The 19,250-nt window shown below is 43.6% G+C and carries 17 protein-coding genes; 7 read left to right on the top strand and 10 right to left on the bottom strand.

The features are described 5' to 3' along the window. The first annotated feature begins 195 nt into the window (after positions 1-195). Positions 196-1,626, top strand: a complete 1,431-nt coding sequence (locus tag C1X04_RS10640; RefSeq protein WP_175404927.1) for an ankyrin repeat domain-containing protein — start codon at positions 196-198, stop codon at positions 1,624-1,626. Positions 1,627-1,957: 331 nt separating this feature from the next. Beyond that, on the top strand, positions 1,958-2,914 hold the full coding sequence (rho, locus tag C1X04_RS10635; protein WP_137169885.1) for a transcription termination factor Rho: 957 nt from the start codon (positions 1,958-1,960) through the stop codon (positions 2,912-2,914). On the opposite strand, the gene C1X04_RS10630 is transcribed toward rho, so the two are convergent. The 5 genes from C1X04_RS10630 to C1X04_RS10610 form a co-directional block, all read right to left on the bottom strand. Next, a complete protein-coding gene (locus C1X04_RS10630; protein WP_137169884.1) occupies positions 2,911-3,375 on the bottom strand; it encodes a polymer-forming cytoskeletal protein in 465 nt (154 codons plus the stop codon). The genes rho and C1X04_RS10630 overlap by 4 nt on opposite strands. Next, positions 3,285-4,121 carry a M23 family metallopeptidase gene (locus C1X04_RS10625; RefSeq protein ID WP_245926988.1) on the bottom strand — a complete coding sequence of 279 codons (837 nt, stop codon included), beginning with the start codon at positions 4,119-4,121 and terminating at the stop codon, positions 3,285-3,287. Before C1X04_RS10625 ends, C1X04_RS10630 begins: the two co-directional genes overlap by 91 nt. Before the next feature lie 316 nt (positions 4,122-4,437). Then, a complete protein-coding gene (locus C1X04_RS10620; RefSeq protein WP_137169883.1) occupies positions 4,438-5,634 on the bottom strand; it encodes a DEAD/DEAH box helicase in 1,197 nt (398 codons plus the stop codon). Positions 5,635-5,919: 285 nt separating this feature from the next. Continuing rightward, on the bottom strand, positions 5,920-7,680 hold the full coding sequence (locus C1X04_RS10615) for a TRAP transporter fused permease subunit (protein WP_137169882.1): 1,761 nt from the start codon (positions 7,678-7,680) through the stop codon (positions 5,920-5,922). Positions 7,681-7,854: 174 nt separating this feature from the next. Next, entirely contained in the window at positions 7,855-8,808 is a 954-nt protein-coding gene (locus tag C1X04_RS10610; RefSeq protein ID WP_110573076.1) for a TAXI family TRAP transporter solute-binding subunit, read from the bottom strand. 197 nt (positions 8,809-9,005) lie between these two features. Between C1X04_RS10610 and C1X04_RS10605 the strand changes: the two genes are divergently transcribed. Genes C1X04_RS10605 through C1X04_RS10595 form a run of 3 tightly spaced genes read left to right on the top strand, consistent with a single transcriptional unit; the run spans position 9,006 to position 11,120 of the window. Then, positions 9,006-9,710, top strand: a complete 705-nt coding sequence (locus C1X04_RS10605; RefSeq protein WP_110574418.1) for a pseudouridine synthase — start codon at positions 9,006-9,008, stop codon at positions 9,708-9,710. A gap of 19 nt (positions 9,711-9,729) precedes the next feature. After that, positions 9,730-10,647: an NAD(P)-dependent oxidoreductase gene (locus tag C1X04_RS10600; RefSeq protein ID WP_137169881.1), complete on the top strand. Its 918-nt coding sequence runs from the start codon at positions 9,730-9,732 to the stop codon at positions 10,645-10,647. Between the two features lie 8 nt (positions 10,648-10,655). Next, positions 10,656-11,120: an ASCH domain-containing protein gene (locus C1X04_RS10595; RefSeq protein WP_137169880.1), complete on the top strand. Its 465-nt coding sequence runs from the start codon at positions 10,656-10,658 to the stop codon at positions 11,118-11,120. A 10-nt stretch (positions 11,121-11,130) separates the two neighbouring features. Here C1X04_RS10595 and C1X04_RS10590 read toward each other — a convergent pair whose 3' ends face one another. Continuing rightward, positions 11,131-11,892, bottom strand: a complete 762-nt coding sequence (locus tag C1X04_RS10590) for an EAL domain-containing protein (protein ID WP_110573069.1) — start codon at positions 11,890-11,892, stop codon at positions 11,131-11,133. Positions 11,893-12,096: 204 nt separating this feature from the next. Here C1X04_RS10590 and C1X04_RS10585 point away from each other — a divergent pair, with 204 nt between their 5' ends. After that, the gene (locus C1X04_RS10585; RefSeq protein ID WP_137169879.1) at positions 12,097-12,756 is read left to right on the top strand and encodes an NADPH-dependent FMN reductase; all 660 of its coding nucleotides are present in this window, start codon (positions 12,097-12,099) and stop codon (positions 12,754-12,756) included. Positions 12,757-12,939: 183 nt separating this feature from the next. Further along, on the top strand, positions 12,940-14,520 hold the full coding sequence (locus tag C1X04_RS10580; protein WP_137169878.1) for an L-lactate permease: 1,581 nt from the start codon (positions 12,940-12,942) through the stop codon (positions 14,518-14,520). Positions 14,521-14,638: 118 nt separating this feature from the next. Here the strand turns inward: C1X04_RS10580 and C1X04_RS10575 are convergent, their stop codons facing one another. The 4 genes from C1X04_RS10575 to C1X04_RS10565 all read right to left on the bottom strand — a co-directional run bounded on the left by C1X04_RS10575 (position 14,639) and on the right by C1X04_RS10565 (position 19,164). Continuing rightward, complete coding sequence (locus tag C1X04_RS10575) at positions 14,639-16,156, bottom strand: sodium:alanine symporter family protein (RefSeq protein ID WP_110573063.1); 1,518 nt, start codon at positions 16,154-16,156, stop codon at positions 14,639-14,641. Between the two features lie 323 nt (positions 16,157-16,479). Then, entirely contained in the window at positions 16,480-16,650 is a 171-nt protein-coding gene (locus tag C1X04_RS18470) for a hypothetical protein (protein ID WP_175404926.1), read from the bottom strand. Positions 16,651-16,660: 10 nt separating this feature from the next. Next, positions 16,661-17,596 (bottom strand): class I SAM-dependent methyltransferase, encoded by a 936-nt coding sequence (locus C1X04_RS10570; protein WP_254682248.1) that lies wholly within the window; start codon positions 17,594-17,596, stop codon positions 16,661-16,663. Positions 17,597-17,772: 176 nt separating this feature from the next. Continuing rightward, a complete protein-coding gene (locus C1X04_RS10565; protein WP_110573059.1) occupies positions 17,773-19,164 on the bottom strand; it encodes a PepSY domain-containing protein in 1,392 nt (463 codons plus the stop codon). Positions 19,165-19,250: the final 86 nt, after the last annotated feature.

The raw sequence follows: 19,250 nt of genomic DNA, 5'->3' as shown, positions 1-19,250 counted from the left end.
AAAAACTCATTTCTATTTTAATCGTTTTAGAGTCATCTAAGCACTTTTTAAAAGAGTGTAAGTTATTATTAGTACATATGTGAGGTTTAAATGATTAAGCACTGGCCCTTATGGATAAAAATTTTCTTTCTTTGCGTCATCATTTCAGGGTGTGCATCAAGGAAACCTTATGTAGAACCCATCGAGCCATCTTCTGTGTTAAAAAGTGCGGTCATCTCTGGAGATAAAGTTGCTTTTGATAATGAGTTGTCGAGATTGTTATCGACAGTGGGGAGTTCTGGGATTCAAGCAGGCGCAGTCGGAGAGGCGATAGATAGGAATCGTACCGATATGCTTACAGCTATGTTAGCGGCAGGTATTAACCCAAATGGCCGTTTGGTTAATGGCGCAAGTTTTTTGTGGGAAGCATCTAAAGTCGGTAATGTAGAAGCTATTCAACTGTTAATAGCAGCTGGCGCTGATGTTGAATATAAAACCATGATAATGAGTAATATTGGTTTTGCTGTTCACGAAAACTCGCCATTATTGATTGCTGCTGAACGAGGTCATACGTTAGCGATAGCGGATTTACTTGCCGCGGGTGCAAATCCAAATGTTGTAGCAACTGGAGGGTCTACTACTTCACGACAATCCCCACTGCATCGTATTTTTTCGGTTTACAATAAATCCGACACTATTTTGCAAATGGACATGCTATTAGCCGCTGGGGCGAATATAGATTATAGCGATGATAATGGTATGACCGCATTAATGCATGCCGCAAGAAAATGTAATACTGATGCTATCAGTTATTTACTTTCTCATGGTGCTGATGCTTATTCTCCAAGAATCGGAAAATACAGTACATTAGATTACGCGATAGACAAATGCGGCGATGGGTCTAAAGCCGCAAGCTTGATTCGTCAGGGTGGCGGCACTCTTAATAAAAGTACCAGCGACGATGATGGCCTATTTGGCAAAGTATTCGCTACCGCAGTGATTGGTGGCATGGCTGTGTCTTCAGGTATATCCGCGGATGATGCGGCTCAGGTTATGACAGCCACAGCGAAAGATATTTGGTCCGAAGAAGGTGAAAAAAATAGTCTTGCAACTCTTCAGCAATCTTTAGCGCAAACGTCTCAGATACCCGATCCAGCTAAGCGAGCGGTTGTCGAACGACGTCTCTATGCGCCAAAACTATTTGCGGCAAATAAAGAGGCGATTGAAGTCGTGCGAAATAAGCAGCTAAAGCAGGCTGGTAGCTCAGTGGCTAATGATGACTCTTGTCAATCTATGAGCGCTAATATTCAAGCGATTAAGGGCAGTAGTGATCCTAGTTTACAAGCTTCTTACGGGCATTTAAAAAATGTATATGATGAAAGCTGTGGAGCTGCTGGCAAGGCTTCTCGAACGTCTATAAAAGAGAATTATTTCTTTTTAGTTGGAAAAGGGGAGTTGGCTGACTGTGGGAAAAGTAACGAAGATCAAGTCGAATTATTGTGCTTGAATGCAAAAAGTTATTATCTTGAATATAGTAAACAGGCAGGGAATTCAGCATCAAAAGCCACCTTAGATGGCCTATATAACGCTCACGAAAGCAGTGCTAGATTGTATATAAAATACATTGAGCGGTTGAGAATTAATTGATGTTGTTAAGAATCAATGTTCTTTTTTGAATTCAGAATCTGGTTATTAAAAATGCGATATAGGTCGCATTTTTTGTGGCTGCCCCATTCTGTGTTTACACGAATATGAGGCTAGTCGTTGTCTTGAAACTGGCAATAATGTTAAACAGAAGTGCGATAAAAGTGGAAGGTTCTGCAGAAAAGCGGCTGAGCTTTTACATTCTGATATTGTGCGTTACGAAGGTAATGAGCCGAGAGTGCTTGCTTAAAGCGAAATAAATCGTGATTTGTAATAGCATTGTGTTCAAATGCACACACGGACTTTTAAATTACCCAAGGCGATAACCCCTGCTATGACGAGAAAAATACTAAGTTTGAAAGGCAAGCGTACTTCAACTGTAGCCTCTGTCGAAGAACCCGCTGAGGATTTATTCCCCAATGATCCTCAAAAACGGTTTTTAAATGGCGTTGCAGTGCATCCGTCGCCTTGTATTCGTCTTGAGTTGGGTTCTACGCATTTATCAATGCGGGCAATGGATCTAATTACACCAATAGGTTTGGGACAGCGAGGCTTGATTGTTGCGCCACCTGGCTCAGGGAAAACAACCACGTTAAAGCACATTTGTCAGGCGGTCGGATCGGCTTACCCTGATATAAAACTCTATGCATTATTGATTGATGAGCGCCCAGAAGAGGTGACGGACTTTAAACGAAGTGTGGCTGCCGATGTGCACGCTTCTTCTTCGGATGAAAGTTATGCTCAACACGTTAAAGTGGCGGATGATTTACTTGATATTGCGCGAACTCAGGCGGGTGAAGGCAAAGATGTGATGATTGTAATTGATTCCCTTACCCGGCTTTCTCGCGTTCATAATGCGGATAGAAGAAGCAGTGGCAAAACGATGTCTGGTGGTCTTGATAGTAGGGCGCTAGAAATTCCGCGTAAGCTATTCGGAGCTGCGAGAAAAATAGAAAATGGTGGTTCACTGACCATTCTTGCAACGATTTTGGTTGATACGGGAAGCCGAATGGATCAAGTGATCTTTGAAGAGTTCAAAGGCACGGGGAACATGGAAATTGTATTGTCACGAGAGGCGGCGAGCCACAGGATTTTTCCTGCTATTGATATAGCGAAAAGCAGTACTCGCCGAGAAGAACTGCTGATCGATAGCAAAGACTTAGAAAAAGTACGCGCGTTGCGTCGCTCACTTACTCATCTTGCGCCCGTTGATGGCGCTCAGAAATTGGTTGAGTTGTTACAAGAGTACCCAACCAATGCTGAATTACTGAGTGCGTTTTCGCCTAGTTAAGCGTTTTTATCATGGCTCATCAGGACAATCTTGTCCTCCTGATTATCTAGCTCGTCTGAGGTGTCCAGGCTGCTAAGACGACCATATGGTTCTTGGCTTTGAACTTCTTTTTCTGATGGGTTGGTGATCCCTGTAAACTTGCCGCCAGACTCGATGCTGAGGTTATCGCTGTAAATTGTGCCGCTGACACAGCCGCAGCTTAGAATTTCAATGTAGTTCGCGCGACAAATACCTTCAAACTTGCCATTAATGATCAGGCGGTCGGTGGTAATTTCGCCCTGAACATCGCCAGATACGCTGATTTTAATTTGTTTTGTTGCTTCAATTTGTCCTTCAACATTGCCGTCTATTTGCAGATGGTTGTCGACTTTTATTTGTCCGTTAATTGTGCAGCCTTCTGCGATGAGAGTTGTAGTTGCTGACTGACTCTTAGCTCTATTTTGCCCACCAAAGATTCCCATCGTATACCTCTTACACTTTCAAAAATTGAATCAAAATTATCAACATCCCACTCTATGAATGGCTTAGGATCGAGTGCTCGTCCAATGAAGCGTATTTCATAATGCAGATGTGGCCCAGAGGTTAATCCGCTGTTGCCAGAATAACCGATCAAGTCGCCTTTTTTAATAAAATCGCCTTTGCTAACCGCAAACTTACTCATATGAGAGTAAGAGCTGGAAAAGCCATATCCATGCAATAAGCGCAGAAAGTTACCTGAACCTTCTTTACTTGGTCTTGTGACTTCAACGGTTCCATCCGCTGGTGCATAAATAGGTGTTCCTGTATTCACTGCGAAGTCTTGTCCACGGTGAATCTTTGTTATCCCAAGAACTGGATGTTGTCGTTTGCCATAGCCTGACGAGGTTCTGGCATTTTTAACGGGAGGACCGCTTGGTATCTGTGTCAGCATGGCCACTCGTAATGATGAGTTCATTGCCGCTGTATCCAATCGAGATTCCAGTTCCGTATTATTCTGATCATCCAAGCCAAGTACTTTTTCTAGGTCGTTTAAGCGATCCGAGACTAACAGCATTCGTTCTTCTCGCTCCGACAAATCCTGCTCTAAGCTTAACTTAAGAGCGGTAAGCGAGGTGATTTCTTTTGTCAAAGAGGACGATTTGTTTTCTAGTTCTAGTAACTTTATCTTTGACATTTCGGCATCATTAACTAAGTAGTAAATAACCCCTGCTGTGAGAAGAACAGCCATAAAAATGACATAACTTACAAACTTGAATGTGTGGCGAGTTCTTTTTCCAAAACTAAAATGCTTTGTTCCATCAATTGAAGAAATGGATACCGTTATATTGTCTTTCATTTGTTTGCTTTATTTACCAACGTCATTTTTCACTACTTAGATATACAGCAAAGCGTCTATCTTTGTAAACTTTTGTATGTCTTGTCGGCCCTTATAATTTAAATAATTGCTTTTTACTTAAGTAATGAAAAAGAACCGTATAAAACGACATTGTTGCCATAGTCGATTCTTTTTCATCTTAAAGGGACTTATTTATTAAAAGAGTGGTTTAACGATTACTCTTACGAACGTAGTTTAAGATTGAAACAGGAACGACCTTTCTGACCGGAAATCCTGCGATCTCTTTGCGATCAATGATGTGTTTTAGTCGGCTTTCGATGGCGCAAAGGTTTTTAAAATCTCCCATGGCAACGAAAGAAATGGCTTCGCCAGACGCGCCAGCGCGGCCTGTACGACCAATGCGGTGAATGTATTCTTCGGGTTTAAATGGTAGGTCGTAATTGACAACACGACTTAATTCGCCAATGTCCAAACCACGTGCCGCCACGCCTGTGGCGACCAGGTACTTTAGTTCTCCCGATTTAAATTGAGCCAAGATCTTTTCGCGCATTGCTTGGCTTCGATCCCCATGAATACAATCGGCCACAATGCCACGCTTTGCTAACTGATCGACCAACTTAGCGGCACCGTGTTTTTTCTCGATAAAAATAAGTGCTTGATCCCATTTTTGCTCGTTAATCAAGTGACTCAATAGAGCAGACTTGGTGTCTTTATCCACCGTGATTAACCATTGTTTGATATTGGCGGCTGCGTGAACGTTTGGAGAAATAGAGATTTCCGCTGCTTGATCTGTCATCTTGCTGTCTGAAAAATCATAGGCAAGGGCGCGAACATCGTCTGTCATAGTGGCAGAAAACAAGAGATTTTGGCGGTTTTCAGGCAACCGCTCCATGATCTTGTTTATGTCGTCAACAAAGCCCATGTCGACCATTCTATCGGCTTCATCCAATACCATGACTTTAAGTTCATCAAAGTGCAGCGCGCGCTGATGAGCCAAATCGAGCAACCTGCCCGGCGTGGCAACCAGAATATCAACTCCCTCAATTAAGCGTTCTTTTTGCGCTTCGGTATCCACACCGCCATACACCGCCATCGAGGTGAGTTTTGTGTGTTTCGCGTATTGGGCCACACTGGCTTCGACTTGAACCGCTAACTCGCGAGTGGGCACAAGAATCAACACACGGATGCGTTTGCCGCGTAATGTGCCGGCTTTAGTGAATCGTTCTAATAGTGGCAGAACAAAGGCAGCCGTTTTGCCCGTTCCTGTCTGTGCAGTGGCGATTAGGTCTTTGCCTGATAGTATCGCTGGGATGGCTTGTTTCTGAATTGGGGTTGGTTTTAGGTAACCTAATTCAGTAATAGCTTGAACAATAGGATTGGATAATCCCAGTTTTGAAAATGGCATAAAGTGCTCTGACAGACTGTCGTAAGGGAATTGAAAAGAAAGGGATGGGGATTATAGCTTATAAATGCGTTTATGGGGCGCTTAAATCTATTTTACTGGCTAAGTGTCGTGATGAGACGAACAAGTTTTGTCTTGTTCGTTTTTGTTTAAGACATTAATAAATCGTCTTACTCATTGTTTTATAAAAAGTTTGAAGGTTTTCGGGTGTCGTTAATATATTCTTATTTGCTGTGGAAACATACCCTAAGCTCCTAGATCTTACGATTCTAGGAGCCTAGATGTCTTCTAGATAGAAAACGCAAAAATCAACACTAGTCCAACAGACAAATACAGTGCACGTTTCACTGGCTTAAATGGCGCAATTAAGGCCATGGAAATGCAATATAATGCGAGAGCGATTTTTAGCGCACTGGCAATGGCGAGCCATGGACTTGTGCCGAGTTCGATCAATGATGGATTCGCGATCATCGCTAGTGGGATTAAATACAAGCCGATTCCCAGCATCATGGCGACGCCCGCCACTTTTAACCAGTTTTCCTTTACCATGCCAGCCGCAATAAAGACGCTTCCGCAAACGGGTGGTGTGATGGTGGAAAGCAAAGCAAACCAGAATACAAATAAGTGCGCTTGAAGCGGTGAAAGTCCTAGCTGAGCTAAGGCAGGTCCAGCGACTGAAATACAGATGACATAAGCTGCCGTTGTTGGTACTTCCATACCTAATATTAAACAAGCAATAGCAGTAAGTATGATCGCAGGCCAAAGCATGCCTGATGAGCCTGAGATAATCAGTGACGTGATTTTTACGCCTAATCCAGTAATGGATAAGACGCCAACCACGATAGACGCACACAAGATGATGGCGGCAATCATAGAGATTTGTTTGCCAGCGTTAATGCTAACGTCTTCTAGACGCTCAAAAATCTGCTTTTTATTCGATACGCCTTTTGAGTTAAAGAAGAGCAGAAGCGCCGCGCCAAAGATGGCAATACTGGCCGCAAATTGTGGCGTAAATGCAGGCCCAAACATTCCCCAAAGCAAAATGGCAAATGGAATCATGAAAAAGCTGCAAGTAATCAGTAGCTGTCGTCGACTTGGTTGCTGATCTTTGCTGACGGCTTTGAGGTCATAACGCAGTGCAAAGGCGTCGATTCCAACCCAAACGGCCCAAAAGTATAAAATAGCAGGCAAGATGGCCGCCATCATAATGCTTTGGTAAGGAATGCCCGTCAGCTCAACCATGACAAAAGCCCCAGCCCCCATCAAAGGTGGCATGATTTGCCCGCCAGAAGAAGCAACCGCTTCTGTTGCTCCCGCAAGAGACTTTGGGTAGCCCAGTTTGGTCATGGCTGGCAAGGTGATTGCGCCCGTTGAGGCCACGTTGGCTGAAGCCGAACCTGAAATAGAGCCGAATAGCGCCGAGGAAATAACGGATACTTTGGCTGCGCCACCGCGAAGTCTTCCCGCTGCCGCCATGGCGAGGTTCATAAAGCCTTGTCCTGCTTCCCCTGCGTTTAGCACAGCGCCAAAGATAACAAAGATGGCAACAATGCTGACAGAAACGCCTGTCAGTTTGCCCCAAATGCCGCCTTCCGCAATGGTTAAAGTGCCCAAGAAACTGCCGATGGGTGTTCCTGGGTGGCCAAATTCGCCTGGAATATATTGCCCAAACAAGCCGTAACAAAGTGCGATGGCGGCGACGAGAGGCAAGGGCCAACCGATGCAACGTCTTGCCATTTCTAAAACACTAAGTAATAAGATGCCTGCGATCCACAGTTGGTAGTTTTCACTGATGTAACCATATTGATCGATTAATTGATCGGCATTGTAAGCTACCCAAAAAGTGGCGATTAGCCCAAGAACAGTGAATACATAACCTGTATAGCGCTGCAAAGGTGTTTTGCTTAAGAAAATAAAGGCCCAAGGCAAAGCCAGCGCCATATGAAGCGGTCGACTAACTAAGTTTGGCACTAATCCTGAAAAAATCAGCGTTAAATGGAAAATGATACTAATGAAGCCAAAACCGGCCCAAAAATATTTGCTAGGCATAAAGTACGGCCTGTTTAAGAAGTTGAGTAAGTAGGTTGCTTTGTATCACAAGCATTGAATACATAAGCAGTAAATAAGCAGAACGGACAATTGAGAACGTTCTGCTTATTTATCAGCCAAAAATCATGCATCGTGATGGATTTAAGGTCGCGTATGACACATTAAATCCGTGGCTTATTGCTGGTTTTCGCTTAGAGTGACGCCCATTTCACGATAATACTTTGCTGCGCCTGGGTGGATTTTGCCATTGATGTTGCTGAGCATGTCCGTGGTAACGCCTTTCCACCAAGGAGAGGAATCGGACATGTTCTTTTTTTGATCCCAAAAGGCTTTGGTTAAGGTGTAGGCGGTTTCATCATCCATTGCGCTGTTGGTGTAGACGACAACTGGCAATGACGTTGTGGTGATGTCTTTGTCTTGCCCGGCGTAAGTGCCCGCTGGAATGACCAATTTGGTTCTTTTGGTTTGGGCAATTTGATCATCGTTGAAGGACAAAATGTTTACTTTGGTGCCAGCGGAAGCTTCGATCACGTTTGGAGCAGGGAAAGAACCAGAAGTGACAAAACCGTCAATTTGACCGTTCTTCAAGGCGGGTACAGCATTAGACAGTTCTATTTGCGCAAGGTCGATTTTACCATCTAAACCAAACAGATTGATGTATTTAGCGCCTTCATTGGCTCCGAACGTACCTTTGCCAAGCAATATTTTTTTACCTTCCATATCTGCAAAACTATCAATGCCACTCTTATCGGATACGACGAAATGCATGGCTAAGGAAGGAATAGGGAAAAGCGCTCGAATATCGTTAAATTTCGGGTTGCTTCTGTTTTTGAACATGGCTTGACCGTTCTGCGCTAATTTGACTAACGCAGGCGGTGTTGTGAATACATAATTGGCACCTCGAAAGGCGGTTTCCATGACGTTTTGCACGGAGCCTTGGCTTTCTTCTACGGTAACAATGATCTTGCTGTCTGTGTCTTTTTTTACAGCCTGAGCAATTTCTACCGCCATTTGATAATAAGAAGAGCTAGTCTTAGCTGATTTAAAGGTAATTTGACTTTGAGCAAAGCTCAATTGCGTTACAGCCAAACCGAGGGCTGTGCCGATTACTGCTTGGTAAAATTTCATCTAGGCTAGTCTCTTTTTTTGAGTTATCTGTTTTTAATAATAGGGCGCGGATTATAACGAATCCTTTTTTGATTAAGAAGTCTAAAAGTCCACCAATTCAAGGTGACTGATGCGAAGTATCCTTAGTTATGTGTGGTTGATAAAAGCGAATCAGCAAGGATAATGTCTGGTTCTTTCACTATTTAATGTTGTCTGTTATGCGCCTAGATAAGTTTGTTTGTAAAAGCACAGAACTGACTAGAGAAGAAGCGACGCGATATATTCACTCTGGTGCTGTTGTCGTAAATGGTGAGGTGCTGACAAATGAAGCGGCTCAAGTGCATGAAAACAATCTTGTATTGTTAAATGGTATTAGGCTAAAAGCGCGTGATTTTCGCTACATCATGATGCACAAACCTGCCGGTACTGTGTGTTCGAATATCGATGAAATGTACCCATCTCTGTTTCATTATTTAGACGTTGATAAGGTTTCTGAACTGCATATTGCGGGGCGTTTGGACGCAGATACAACGGGCTTGGTGTTGATCACCGATGACGGTCGTTGGTCTTTCCATATTACACAACCCACGAATGATTGCGGCAAAGTGTATCGAGTTCAATTGTCTAAAGCCATTCCAGCAGAGCAGAGTGTCGATCTGGTGGCTCAGTTCAATCAAGGGCTGCAATTGCAAGGTGAGACAGGTTTAACTCGTCCTGCCAAATTAGACATTATTGCACCAAGAGAAGTCCTTTTAACCATCACCGAAGGCAAATTTCATCAGGTTAAGCGTATGTTTGCCGCCGTTGGCAATCGAGTTGTAGCATTGCACAGAGAGCGAATAGGTGACGTTTTTTTAGACCTTGGTATCGGACAATGGCGCTATTTATCTAAGAATGAAGTAGAGTCTTTCAATAATAATTAAAATTCATGGAGGTGAGTGTATGACAGCAAAGCGTGTTTTGTTTACAGGTGGATCCGGGAAAGCAGGAAAACATGCGGTTGCGTATCTACTGGAGCAGGGCTATCGAGTCTTGAACCTTGACCTGACGCCATTAGATCATCCGCAGGTAGATAATCTTATTGCCGATATCACGGATTCTGGTCAAATGTTTAATGCCATGACTTCATACGCCGGTTTTGATGAGTTAGAGCCGGGTACCGGTGTGCCTAAATTTGATGCGGTTGTGCATTTTGCGGCGGTGCCAAGAATCTTAATTAATCCAGATAATGAAACCTTCCGTGTAAATACCATAGGGACTTATAACGTTATCGAAGCGGCGGTGAAGCTTGGCATTAAGAAAGTCATTATAGCCTCGTCCGAGACGACTTACGGTATTTGCTTTTCGGACGGTGAAACCAACCCCCACTCTTTACCATTAGAAGAAGATTACGACGTCGACCCGATGGACAGTTACGGCTTGTCTAAAGTGGTGAATGAAAAGACGGCACGCAGTTTCCAACGTCGCTCAGGGATTGATATTTACGCGCTGCGTATTGGTAATGTGATTGAACCGCATGAATACGCGGCGCTGTTTCCGCATTATTTTGAGCATCCTGAAGTGCGTCGTCGCAACGCGTTTTGTTATATCGATGCGCGTGATCTTGGGCAAATTGTCGATTTGTGTTTGCAAAAAGACGGTTTAGGCTTTCAAGTCTTTAATGCCGGTAACGATCACAATGGTGCCATTATCCCAACAAAAGAGTTAGCCGAACGTTTTTTTCCTAAGGTGCCATTTACTCGTGAAATGGGTGAGCATGAAGCCTTGTTTTCGAACCGTAAAATTCGTGAAGTATTGGGCTTTAAAGAACAGCATAATTGGCGAAAGTATGTTCAACTGCCACATGCTAATACATATTGAGGTTGTCTATGGAAGAAAGAAGCAAAGCGTATTTGGATGGTTTTCTGCATTCTTTACCACTAGAGGTTGCTGAAAAATATACGTCTTTTAGTGCTGACTACTATTGTGCCGATGAATATAACGCCAATGTCTGCGCTGACCTAATTGTACGAGGTGAAAAACAAGCCTCGTGCAGTATGAAGTATTGGTATAGCCATGAAGGTGAAGCCATGCCAGATGTTGGTCATTTGCACGTTGTGACCGATTGGGATGGCAAGCCCATGTGTATCATAGAAATCACTTCTGTTACGGAGAGTCGATACTGTGATGTTAGTGCAGAGTTCGCTGCCGCTGAAGGTGAGGGTGATAAAACCTTGGCTTGGTGGCGAGAAGCACACTGGGCATTTTTCTCTGCTGAATGTGAGGAACTAGGTATTGAGCCAACGGAAGATATGCTGCTAGTGTTAGAGCGCTTCAAGGTTGTTTATCAATAAATATTGTTAGCTAGTCCCAGTTGATTTCAGCAAGCGATTCAAAGCTTGGTCGAGCAAAATAGTAGCCTTGGAAAAGATGAATGCCCATATCTCGTAATGTGTGGTATTCAGCTTGTGTTTCAACGCCTTCGGCGACAACAACCATGTTGAGCTCGTTAAATAGGTTCACTAAGTTTCTTACGATGATTTGGCGTTTTTTGTCTTGGTCTATGTTCTTAATCAGCGCAATATCAATTTTGGTGATGTCCGTTTTTAGATCAGCAAGTTGGTTAAGGCCGTTAAATCCAGAGCCGAAATCATCCATTGCGGTTAGGAATCCTTGTTGCTGATAATGCAAGATGATGGATTCTAAATGTTTGCTGTCTGTGATTTGTTCGTTTTCAGTGAATTCGAAAATGATTTTTTCTTTTGGAAATTGGTACTCTTCCGCCGCGTTTAATGTGGTTCTTATGCATAGTTCCGGTTTGTAAACCGCATTTGGTAAGAAGTTAATACTGAGAAAACTGTCTTTATAAATGCCCAGTTCCGCAGCTAACTTGATGGCTTTCACGCGGCAGCTTTGATCGAAGCGATAGCGATTGCTTTCATTGACGTTTTGAAAAACATGAAATGCGCCTTCTTGATTTAAGCCGCGAACAAGGGCCTCTTGTGCAAACACGGTTTTGGTTTGGCTATTAATAATCGGCTGAAACGCCATAGTGAAGTCAAATCCTAAATCGCATCCAGTTGAACATTCTGCACAGCCAAGTTTTCGAAAGTCCTTTTGTATCATATTGCGGTTCTCTGTGTGATTCGTTTGGTGAGTAGAGGGGAGTCAGGTATTTCTTTGCTACTTTATTCTCTACTGCAATGATTTGTATAGATTAAACGATAGAGGTTTCATCCCAAATTTACCAGTGTAGAGTTTTGTATTTCACTGGGTATTGTAGGATGTTACAGAAAATACATTTTGATAATTCGTATCGGGTGAGCATTTATGAAGGTTTTAATCTTTCTTGGCACAGTTAGAAACAGTACGCCTCCGCGACCGGCTAGATTAGGTGAGAGGGTTGCTAAAGCATGCTTGGCGGCTTTTAACGCTCTGCATGTCGATCATGAGATTGAGCTGGTGGATGCGTTGGATTATCCGTTGGAACCTGTTTTTAAGCCGCATTTTTCTTACTCAAAAAGTCAGGTCCCAGAAAAACTGGATACATTGGCTAAGAAAATTGCATCGGCCGATGGTTATATTATGGTGAGTCCTGAATACAATCATTCAATGAGCCCGGCGTTGGCTAACTTGCTTAATCATTTTGGCAGTTCTTTATTTTCATATAAGCCTAGCGCCATTGTGACTTATTCAGCGGGCCAGTGGGGTGGAATGCGCGCTGCGATTGGTATGCGAACATTTTTGTCGGAATTAGGTTGTTTGCCGGTATCGTCGATGATTCATGTACCGAAAGCACAAAATGTCTTTTCTGAGGATGGGGATTTAGTAGACGGTGAAGATCAAAACGAGTGGCTTGGCTATTTTGGTCGTACGTTGAATCAATTAGTTTGGTGGGCACAGGCGTCTGCTTGTTATAAAGAACAAGTTGACCCACACAGTTTGGCTCCTGCTTTTACCAAAGACCCTGGTCAAAGGAATGCTCCATAGAAAAGGCTTATTTATTAAGATGTTTTACCGGTTATTTGCTTGATTTTATTTGCTTTAATAGCTGATTCACATCAACAAATAAAACCTCTTAAAAGTGTAAACTGACAAGGGTAAGTTGCTTGTTTTTTAATAGGTTTTCTTATGGCGCAGCGAGACATCAGACATTATTGAGCAAGGAAAAGCATGAATACCATTTTGTCAGCGTTACCGATTTTACTTTTGATTTGGGCGATGACAAAGCGGAATGCCGTGCCTTCGCACATAGCCTTGCCCGCTGTTGCTGTTTTGGTTGCCTGTATTCAGTTGGTGTTTTTTCAAGCTGATGTGGGGTTGTTAAGCGCCAATATAATCGCTGGGGCTTTGTCTGTACTAACGCCTATTTCTATTGTTGCAGGTGCAATTTTATTAAACAGGGTGATGTTTTTTTCTGGTGCGGAAGCACAACTCAGCCAATGGTTAAAAAGCATCAGCTCAAATAAAGTCGCGCAACTGATGATCATAGGTTGGGCCTTTGCTTTTATGATCGAAGGGGCGTCTGGTTTTGGTACTCCAGCCGCCATCGCTGCGCCTATATTGGTTGGGTTGGGATTCCCCGCTATCCCTGTGGCTATTTTTACCTTGGCGATGAATACAGTCCCTGTGTCCTTTGGGGCGGTGGGAACACCAATCTGGTTTGGTTTGTCTGGGCTGTCATTATCCGACATGCAGCTTATGGAAATCGCTAAACAAACCGCGTTACTTAATAGTTTGGCCGCTTTAGTTGTCCCTTTTATCGCTTTGTCTTTTGTGGTGACATGGCGAGATATTCGTCAAAACGCCTTGTTTATTTTACTCAGTATTGTGTCTTGTACAGCGCCTTATGTGCTGTTTGCTCAATGGAACTATGAATTCCCTTCGTTAATTGGCGGCGCTATTGGCTTGGCTTTAAGTGTTTTGTTGGCAAAGCAGGGGATTGGCTTAAGGGAAACCGCTGAAACTGGTCCATCTGGTAACGCGATGACGATGAAATCGGTGATGAGGGTTTTCCTGCCTTTCGCTTTGCTGATTAGTATTCTTATCGTAACGCGTATTCCTCAATTGGGGCTGAAGGTATTACTTAATGATATGACGCCTTGGTTAACTTGGCGTTTGGGTGATGCGGGTTTTGAAGTGAGTCGAGCCTTGGTATTTAGTATTAATAATATCTTGGGTATGGAGGTGAGTTGGCAATATAAAAGCCTGTATGTGCCTGCAGCGATTCCTTTTCTTGTCGTTTCATTTGTTTGTATCCCTTTGTTTGGTATGTCGCGAGAGCTTGTTGTGGCCTCTATACGGGACACTGGCCAGCGTTTGTTTCTGCCTATGCTTTCGCTAATAGGTGCCTTGGTGATGGTTAATCTGATGATGCAAGGTGGTTATCAAGCTCCTATGTTGTTATTGGCTCAGGCTTTTGCTGAGTTACTGGGTGACAGTTGGGGTTATGCCGCTGCCCTTCTGGGGGCGCTTGGGTCTTTTTTTTCAGGCTCGGCCACTGTATCAAATTTAACCTTTGGCGGGATTCAGTTGGGTATCGCGGAGAAGGTTGGCCTGCCAGTTAGTCTGGTGCTGGCTTTGCAATCAGCGGGAGCGGCCATGGGTAATATGGTGTGCATTAATAATATTATTGCTGTATCGACGATTCTGGGAGTAAGCAATAAAGAGGGCTTTATTATTAAGCGGACTATTATTCCATTATTAGCTTATGGGCTGATGGCAGCTTTTTTCTCTGTCATAAGCCTTTATTGAGAGTACATGGTGCTACTGGGGAATTCAAAGGTTCTTCAGTGTGCAGAACGAAAAAAGGGTTAGCTTTAATAAGCTAACCCTTTTTTATTTCAAATATTGTTACTTCAAAGTGTTGAGATTATTTGTTTTCCGACGCTTTTTCAGCTTGTTGCTTGTCGTAACGTTTTTCCCAGAACTCTGCGCCTTTGATGCCAAGCGCTTTCGGGTTAAAAGTATACTCTGTTACGCCAGCAGCTTTCTGATCTTCGTAATCGCGCAATGCCTTCATTGTAGGTTTTGCCATGAAGAAAATCATGAGAATACCCACGATGTTTAGCCAAGCCATTAGACCAACACCAACATCACCTAGGTTCCAGATGTAACCTGCAGTGTTAACCGTACCGTAAGCTACCATGAACATGATAAGCAGTTTTACGAAGGTTAGTGACACATTGATATTCAGTGCACGGCGTAGGTAAGCAACATTGGTTTCAGCAATGTAGTAGTACGCAAGGATCGTGGTGAAGGCGAAGAAGAACAACGCAACACCGACAAAGATAGGACCTGAATGACCAAATACACTTGCCAATGCCATTTGAGTAAAGGCTGGTGAAGCAATGATAGTAGACGGATCAACGTTTTGTACGATGAACTGACCATCAGGCAAAGAACCTTGAATGTTGTACTGCTGAGTAATTAGGATCATCAAGGCTGTTGCTGTACAGATGAATAGTGTATCAACGTATACAGAGAAGGCTTGAACTAGACCTTGCTGTGCAGGGTGTTGAACTTCTGCCGCAGCGGCTGCGTGAGGGCCTGTACCTTGACCTGCTTCGTTTGAGTAAACACCGCGTTTTACACCCCAACCGATTGCCGCGCCAAAACCTGCTTGTGCAGTAAAGGCATCAGAAAAGATCATGCCGAAAATGCCAGGCACTTTGTCTATGTTTAGGAAGACAACGATCAAAGCCATCACAATGTAACCAATCGCCATAAATGGCACGATGATTTGCGTGAAGTTTGCAATTCGTTTGATGCCACCGAAGATGATGAATGCCAAAACGACCAAGATCACAGCGAGGGCAACCAATTTGGTAGAGCCAACATCACCGAAAGAGCTAGAGACAATAACGCCTTCACCGAAGATTTGCGTTACAGCATTACCAACAGAGTTTGCTTGAATGCCGGGTAGGAAAACGCCACAGGCAATAATGGAAGACAAAGCAAACAAGACACCCAACCAACGCCAGCCTAGGCAACGTTCGAAGTAATACGCTGGACCACCACGGTATTGACCGTTTTCGCTGACTTTATAAAGTTGGCCTAAAGTGGATTCTGCATAAGCTGTGCTTGCGCCCAAGAAGGCAACAACCCACATCCAGAAAACAGCACCTGGACCACCAAAACCAATGGCAGCAGCGACACCTGCAATATTACCAGTACCAACGCGACCGGATAGTGATACGGCCAATGCTTGGAAAGACGAAATACCTTTGTCTGAATCGTTTGAATTGAACAATAGTGAGCACATTTCTTTGAAATGACGTACTTGAGCAAAACGTGTCAGTATTGAGTAGAACAAGCCAGCACCTAAACATAGGTATATTAAGGCAGGGCTCCAAATGACTCCATTTAAGAAATCAATGAATGCTTGCATAGATAGTGTCCTCGATAAGAATGGCTCCTAGAGCCTTATTAGTTGTTTTATTGGTACTAAAGTGCAGCGGTAGTAGATATGGCCGCGATTACTTTGCAGAATGTTACTAATTGAAATGTAAATTGCGCATAAAAAGTGCACCGTAGTTGGGCAAATTTAGCATGAAAAAGAAATGAGATCTATTTGTATGTTTGTAATAAGAGAGCGAATTGATAAAAAATAATGGCGGATTTGTTGCGTTACAGCCTTATGCTGCTTTTCTAGGAAAGGTAATGGGCTTTTGCTAGAGAAAGGCAGCCAGACATAGCTGCCTTGTCTTTAGATTAGTCTTTCTTTTCGATGGTGACTTCTAATGTTTTGCAGCCGCCAGCAAACCATTTTTGGACGTAAAGTGTGCCCATGATAGGCGCTTTTCCTTCTTCAGGTATTTCTTGATAGCGCACACTGTTCTTGGTTTCTTTTTCGTATTCAAACGTGACGATGGTTTTTGACATCTTAGCTTCCTTAATTTATTGCATTATCAGGTGTTTTTTGAAATATGAGCGCCTTTAGGCCGCTTTCGAGATCAATATCCATAAATTCAGGTGGATTATCCAGCCGATATTGAAATTCAAGTGTGGGGGCCTCTTCACGCATGCCATCAATCAAAAATTGCGCCGGGATACTTGGGTCATTGACGCAAGCAAGCACTTGACCATTTTCTGTCAGTAACTCAGGCAAGCGACGCAAAATCTTTTGGTAATCTTTCGTTAGAGCAAAGCTACCGCGCTGAAAGGTGGGTGGGTCAATAACAATGAGATCATATTGACCATATTTTTTAATTTTACCCCAGGATTTAAAAATATCATGGGCGAAGAATTTAACCCTGTTCAAGTCATGCTGGTTTAAGCGGTGGTTTTCTCGACCTCGGCTTAACACGGCCTTAGCCATGTCTAAGTTAACGACAAAATCGGCACCACCGCTTATTGCGGCGACAGAAAAGCCACAGGTGTAAGCAAACAGGTTGAGAACCCGTTTGTCTTGGCTGTTTTCTTTCACCCAACGGCGACCGTATCTCATGTCTAAGAAAAGGCCAGAGTTTTGGTTTTTTCCAAGGTCTAATTGAAAGAGAAGGCCTTCTTCATTGACCACTTGCTGTTCTTGATAATTTCCCCACAGACATTCTGTTGGACTGCGCTCTCGGCTGCGGTGTTGGAGTAGGATAGATTGCACCTTATGGTCGTTCCATTCTGTTCGAACAGTCCAATTGATAATTTCTTTATTTAATTTATCTAATTCTTCTGCAGACGGTTCTTTAAAAAGAGATACGAGTATTTGCCCTTCCAGCCAGTCTACCGTGATTTGCTCTAGGTTAGGAAAGCAGCGACCTCGTCCATGGAAAAGCCTTTTAGCGCCACTTGGTTGCTGCGCGAGCTGGTTAAAAACGTGATCAGTTAACACGGTGAGAGCTTGTGGGGTCATAAGATAGTATTTGATGGTAATGAAATGAGTGGCATATTTTACCGATTACAGGGCGAGAGGCCAGAAGAAAGCCAAAAGAATGAAGGAATTAGAGAGGTGATATGAAATTGAAGGGTTCACCGAGCTGAGAAAACAGCCCGGTGAAGTTTTAATTGTTATTGGTACTTCCAGCGAACGACATCAATTAGTAAGAAAACTAATAAGCTGACGCCCATCACCGGCATGCTGATGCCCAGAGCAATAGCGATAATTAGGGTCAGTGTCTTCTGTAAAGTAGACAGTTTAGACCAGGTCTGTAGCAGTGGTTTAGAAGTCGACCCAGCCTGTGGGCGACGAATCCACCACATCTTGTAGCCTAAGATGATCATAAAGCAAAGGGAGAGCCCAAAAAGGGTAAGAATGATCTGGTTAATTACCCCAAACAAAACGCCCATATGCGCATCGATGCCCCAGCGAATCAGCTTAGCAACAAGAGGGAAGTTGGCAAAGTCTGCACGACTCGTTACTGTCATGGTGCTGGCATCTACTGCCACACTGTCTACCTGAGTCGGCCATGAGCGATCTATTTCACTGACTCGCCATGCTTTGTCTTTTGTGGATGAGGGTCTGATTTCCAACTTATTCGCATCAATGCCAGCATCTCTTGCTGCTTTTAGAACACCATCAAACAGTATGTCGACATTTTCAAACTTTTCAGTGATGTGTTTCTTTGCCGTCATAGGATGATGGCTTGCATGATTTGGGTGATCTTCGTGCATATTGGAGCCAGCATGGTGGTTCACGTTGGCGGTAAGATCTTGGTTAACCGATGGTGTTACCCAGCCGATGCTTGAGCGCAATGTGCTAATGTTTGCGCCAGCCCATTTTGACCAAGTTAAGCCAGTAATTGAAACAAACACAAGACCAATAAAAAGGCACAAGCCCACTTGGTAATGTTTGCGGCGTTTGCGTAGATGGCTGGTTCTGTTGGCAAATTCAGCTTTATTTTTCTTACCACCTTTGTACCACAAGAAAAGCCCTCCCAGTGCCGCTATCCAAAGCCAAGAGGCTGCCAGTTCGCTGTAGTAGCGTCCCGCTTCGCCCAAAAGTAGCTGACGATGCATAAAGTCTAGGGTTGTTCTAAAGGGCAGTATGCCGCTTGTGCCATAGACAGGCAGATTGCCTTTTATCTCTAGTGTTACGGGGTCTACAAACAGTGCTCTTGCACCGGAAAGCTGAGCTTCTTTATCAAGAAACATAACGCGTGTGGTGTCGCCTTGTTCAGGTGCGGGTCGAACAGCGAATAAGGTCAGGTCACTTGTTAACTGTGATTTTGCAGCGGCAATTTGCTCGGCAAGAGGTTTGCTTTCTCCCTTACTTTGCGTTGTCAGGACGTCTTTATAAAGGACGTTCTCAAGTTGTGGAGTGATGACATAAATAGTGCCAGTGAGGGCGGCTACAAAGATAAATGGCCCAATAAAAAGGCCGATGTAAAAATGCAGTCGCGTAATTAGTAGCAACATAGCATTAGAAGAAGACTCTGAGGTCTTATTTGGTTTGATCGACATGTTGATTACTCGTTTCATAGAAAAGGACTAGGTAACGCCTCTGAGCGTGAAATCTCACTTTTCTGAAATATAAAAGGCGCACGCAA

The organism is Marinomonas sp. FW-1, from assembly GCF_005222245.1.
Taxonomy (GTDB): Bacteria; Pseudomonadota; Gammaproteobacteria; order Pseudomonadales; family Marinomonadaceae; genus Marinomonas; species Marinomonas alcarazii.
Note: the sequence above shows the minus strand (reverse complement) of the source record. Positions and strands in the feature narration are given on the sequence as shown.

Excerpts from the sequence above, each read along its gene's own strand:
- rho (WP_137169885.1), top strand. The coding sequence starts at position 1,958 with ATGACGAGAAAAATACTAAGTTTGAAAGGCAAGCGTACTTCAACTGTA.
- C1X04_RS10630 (WP_137169884.1), bottom strand. The coding sequence starts at position 3,375 with ATGGGAATCTTTGGTGGGCAAAATAGAGCTAAGAGTCAGTCAGCAACT.
- C1X04_RS10625 (WP_245926988.1), bottom strand. The coding sequence starts at position 4,121 with ATGGCTGTTCTTCTCACAGCAGGGGTTATTTACTACTTAGTTAATGAT.
- C1X04_RS10620 (WP_137169883.1), bottom strand. The coding sequence starts at position 5,634 with ATGCCATTTTCAAAACTGGGATTATCCAATCCTATTGTTCAAGCTATT.
- C1X04_RS10615 (WP_137169882.1), bottom strand. The coding sequence starts at position 7,680 with ATGCCTAGCAAATATTTTTGGGCCGGTTTTGGCTTCATTAGTATCATT.
- C1X04_RS10610 (WP_110573076.1), bottom strand. The coding sequence starts at position 8,808 with ATGAAATTTTACCAAGCAGTAATCGGCACAGCCCTCGGTTTGGCTGTA.
- C1X04_RS10605 (WP_110574418.1), top strand. The coding sequence starts at position 9,006 with ATGCGCCTAGATAAGTTTGTTTGTAAAAGCACAGAACTGACTAGAGAA.
- C1X04_RS10600 (WP_137169881.1), top strand. The coding sequence starts at position 9,730 with ATGACAGCAAAGCGTGTTTTGTTTACAGGTGGATCCGGGAAAGCAGGA.
- C1X04_RS10595 (WP_137169880.1), top strand. The coding sequence starts at position 10,656 with ATGGAAGAAAGAAGCAAAGCGTATTTGGATGGTTTTCTGCATTCTTTA.
- C1X04_RS10590 (WP_110573069.1), bottom strand. The coding sequence starts at position 11,892 with ATGATACAAAAGGACTTTCGAAAACTTGGCTGTGCAGAATGTTCAACT.
- C1X04_RS10585 (WP_137169879.1), top strand. The coding sequence starts at position 12,097 with ATGAAGGTTTTAATCTTTCTTGGCACAGTTAGAAACAGTACGCCTCCG.
- C1X04_RS10580 (WP_137169878.1), top strand. The coding sequence starts at position 12,940 with ATGAATACCATTTTGTCAGCGTTACCGATTTTACTTTTGATTTGGGCG.
- C1X04_RS10575 (WP_110573063.1), bottom strand. The coding sequence starts at position 16,156 with ATGCAAGCATTCATTGATTTCTTAAATGGAGTCATTTGGAGCCCTGCC.
- C1X04_RS18470 (WP_175404926.1), bottom strand. The coding sequence starts at position 16,650 with ATGTCAAAAACCATCGTCACGTTTGAATACGAAAAAGAAACCAAGAAC.
- C1X04_RS10565 (WP_110573059.1), bottom strand. The coding sequence starts at position 19,164 with ATGTCGATCAAACCAAATAAGACCTCAGAGTCTTCTTCTAATGCTATG.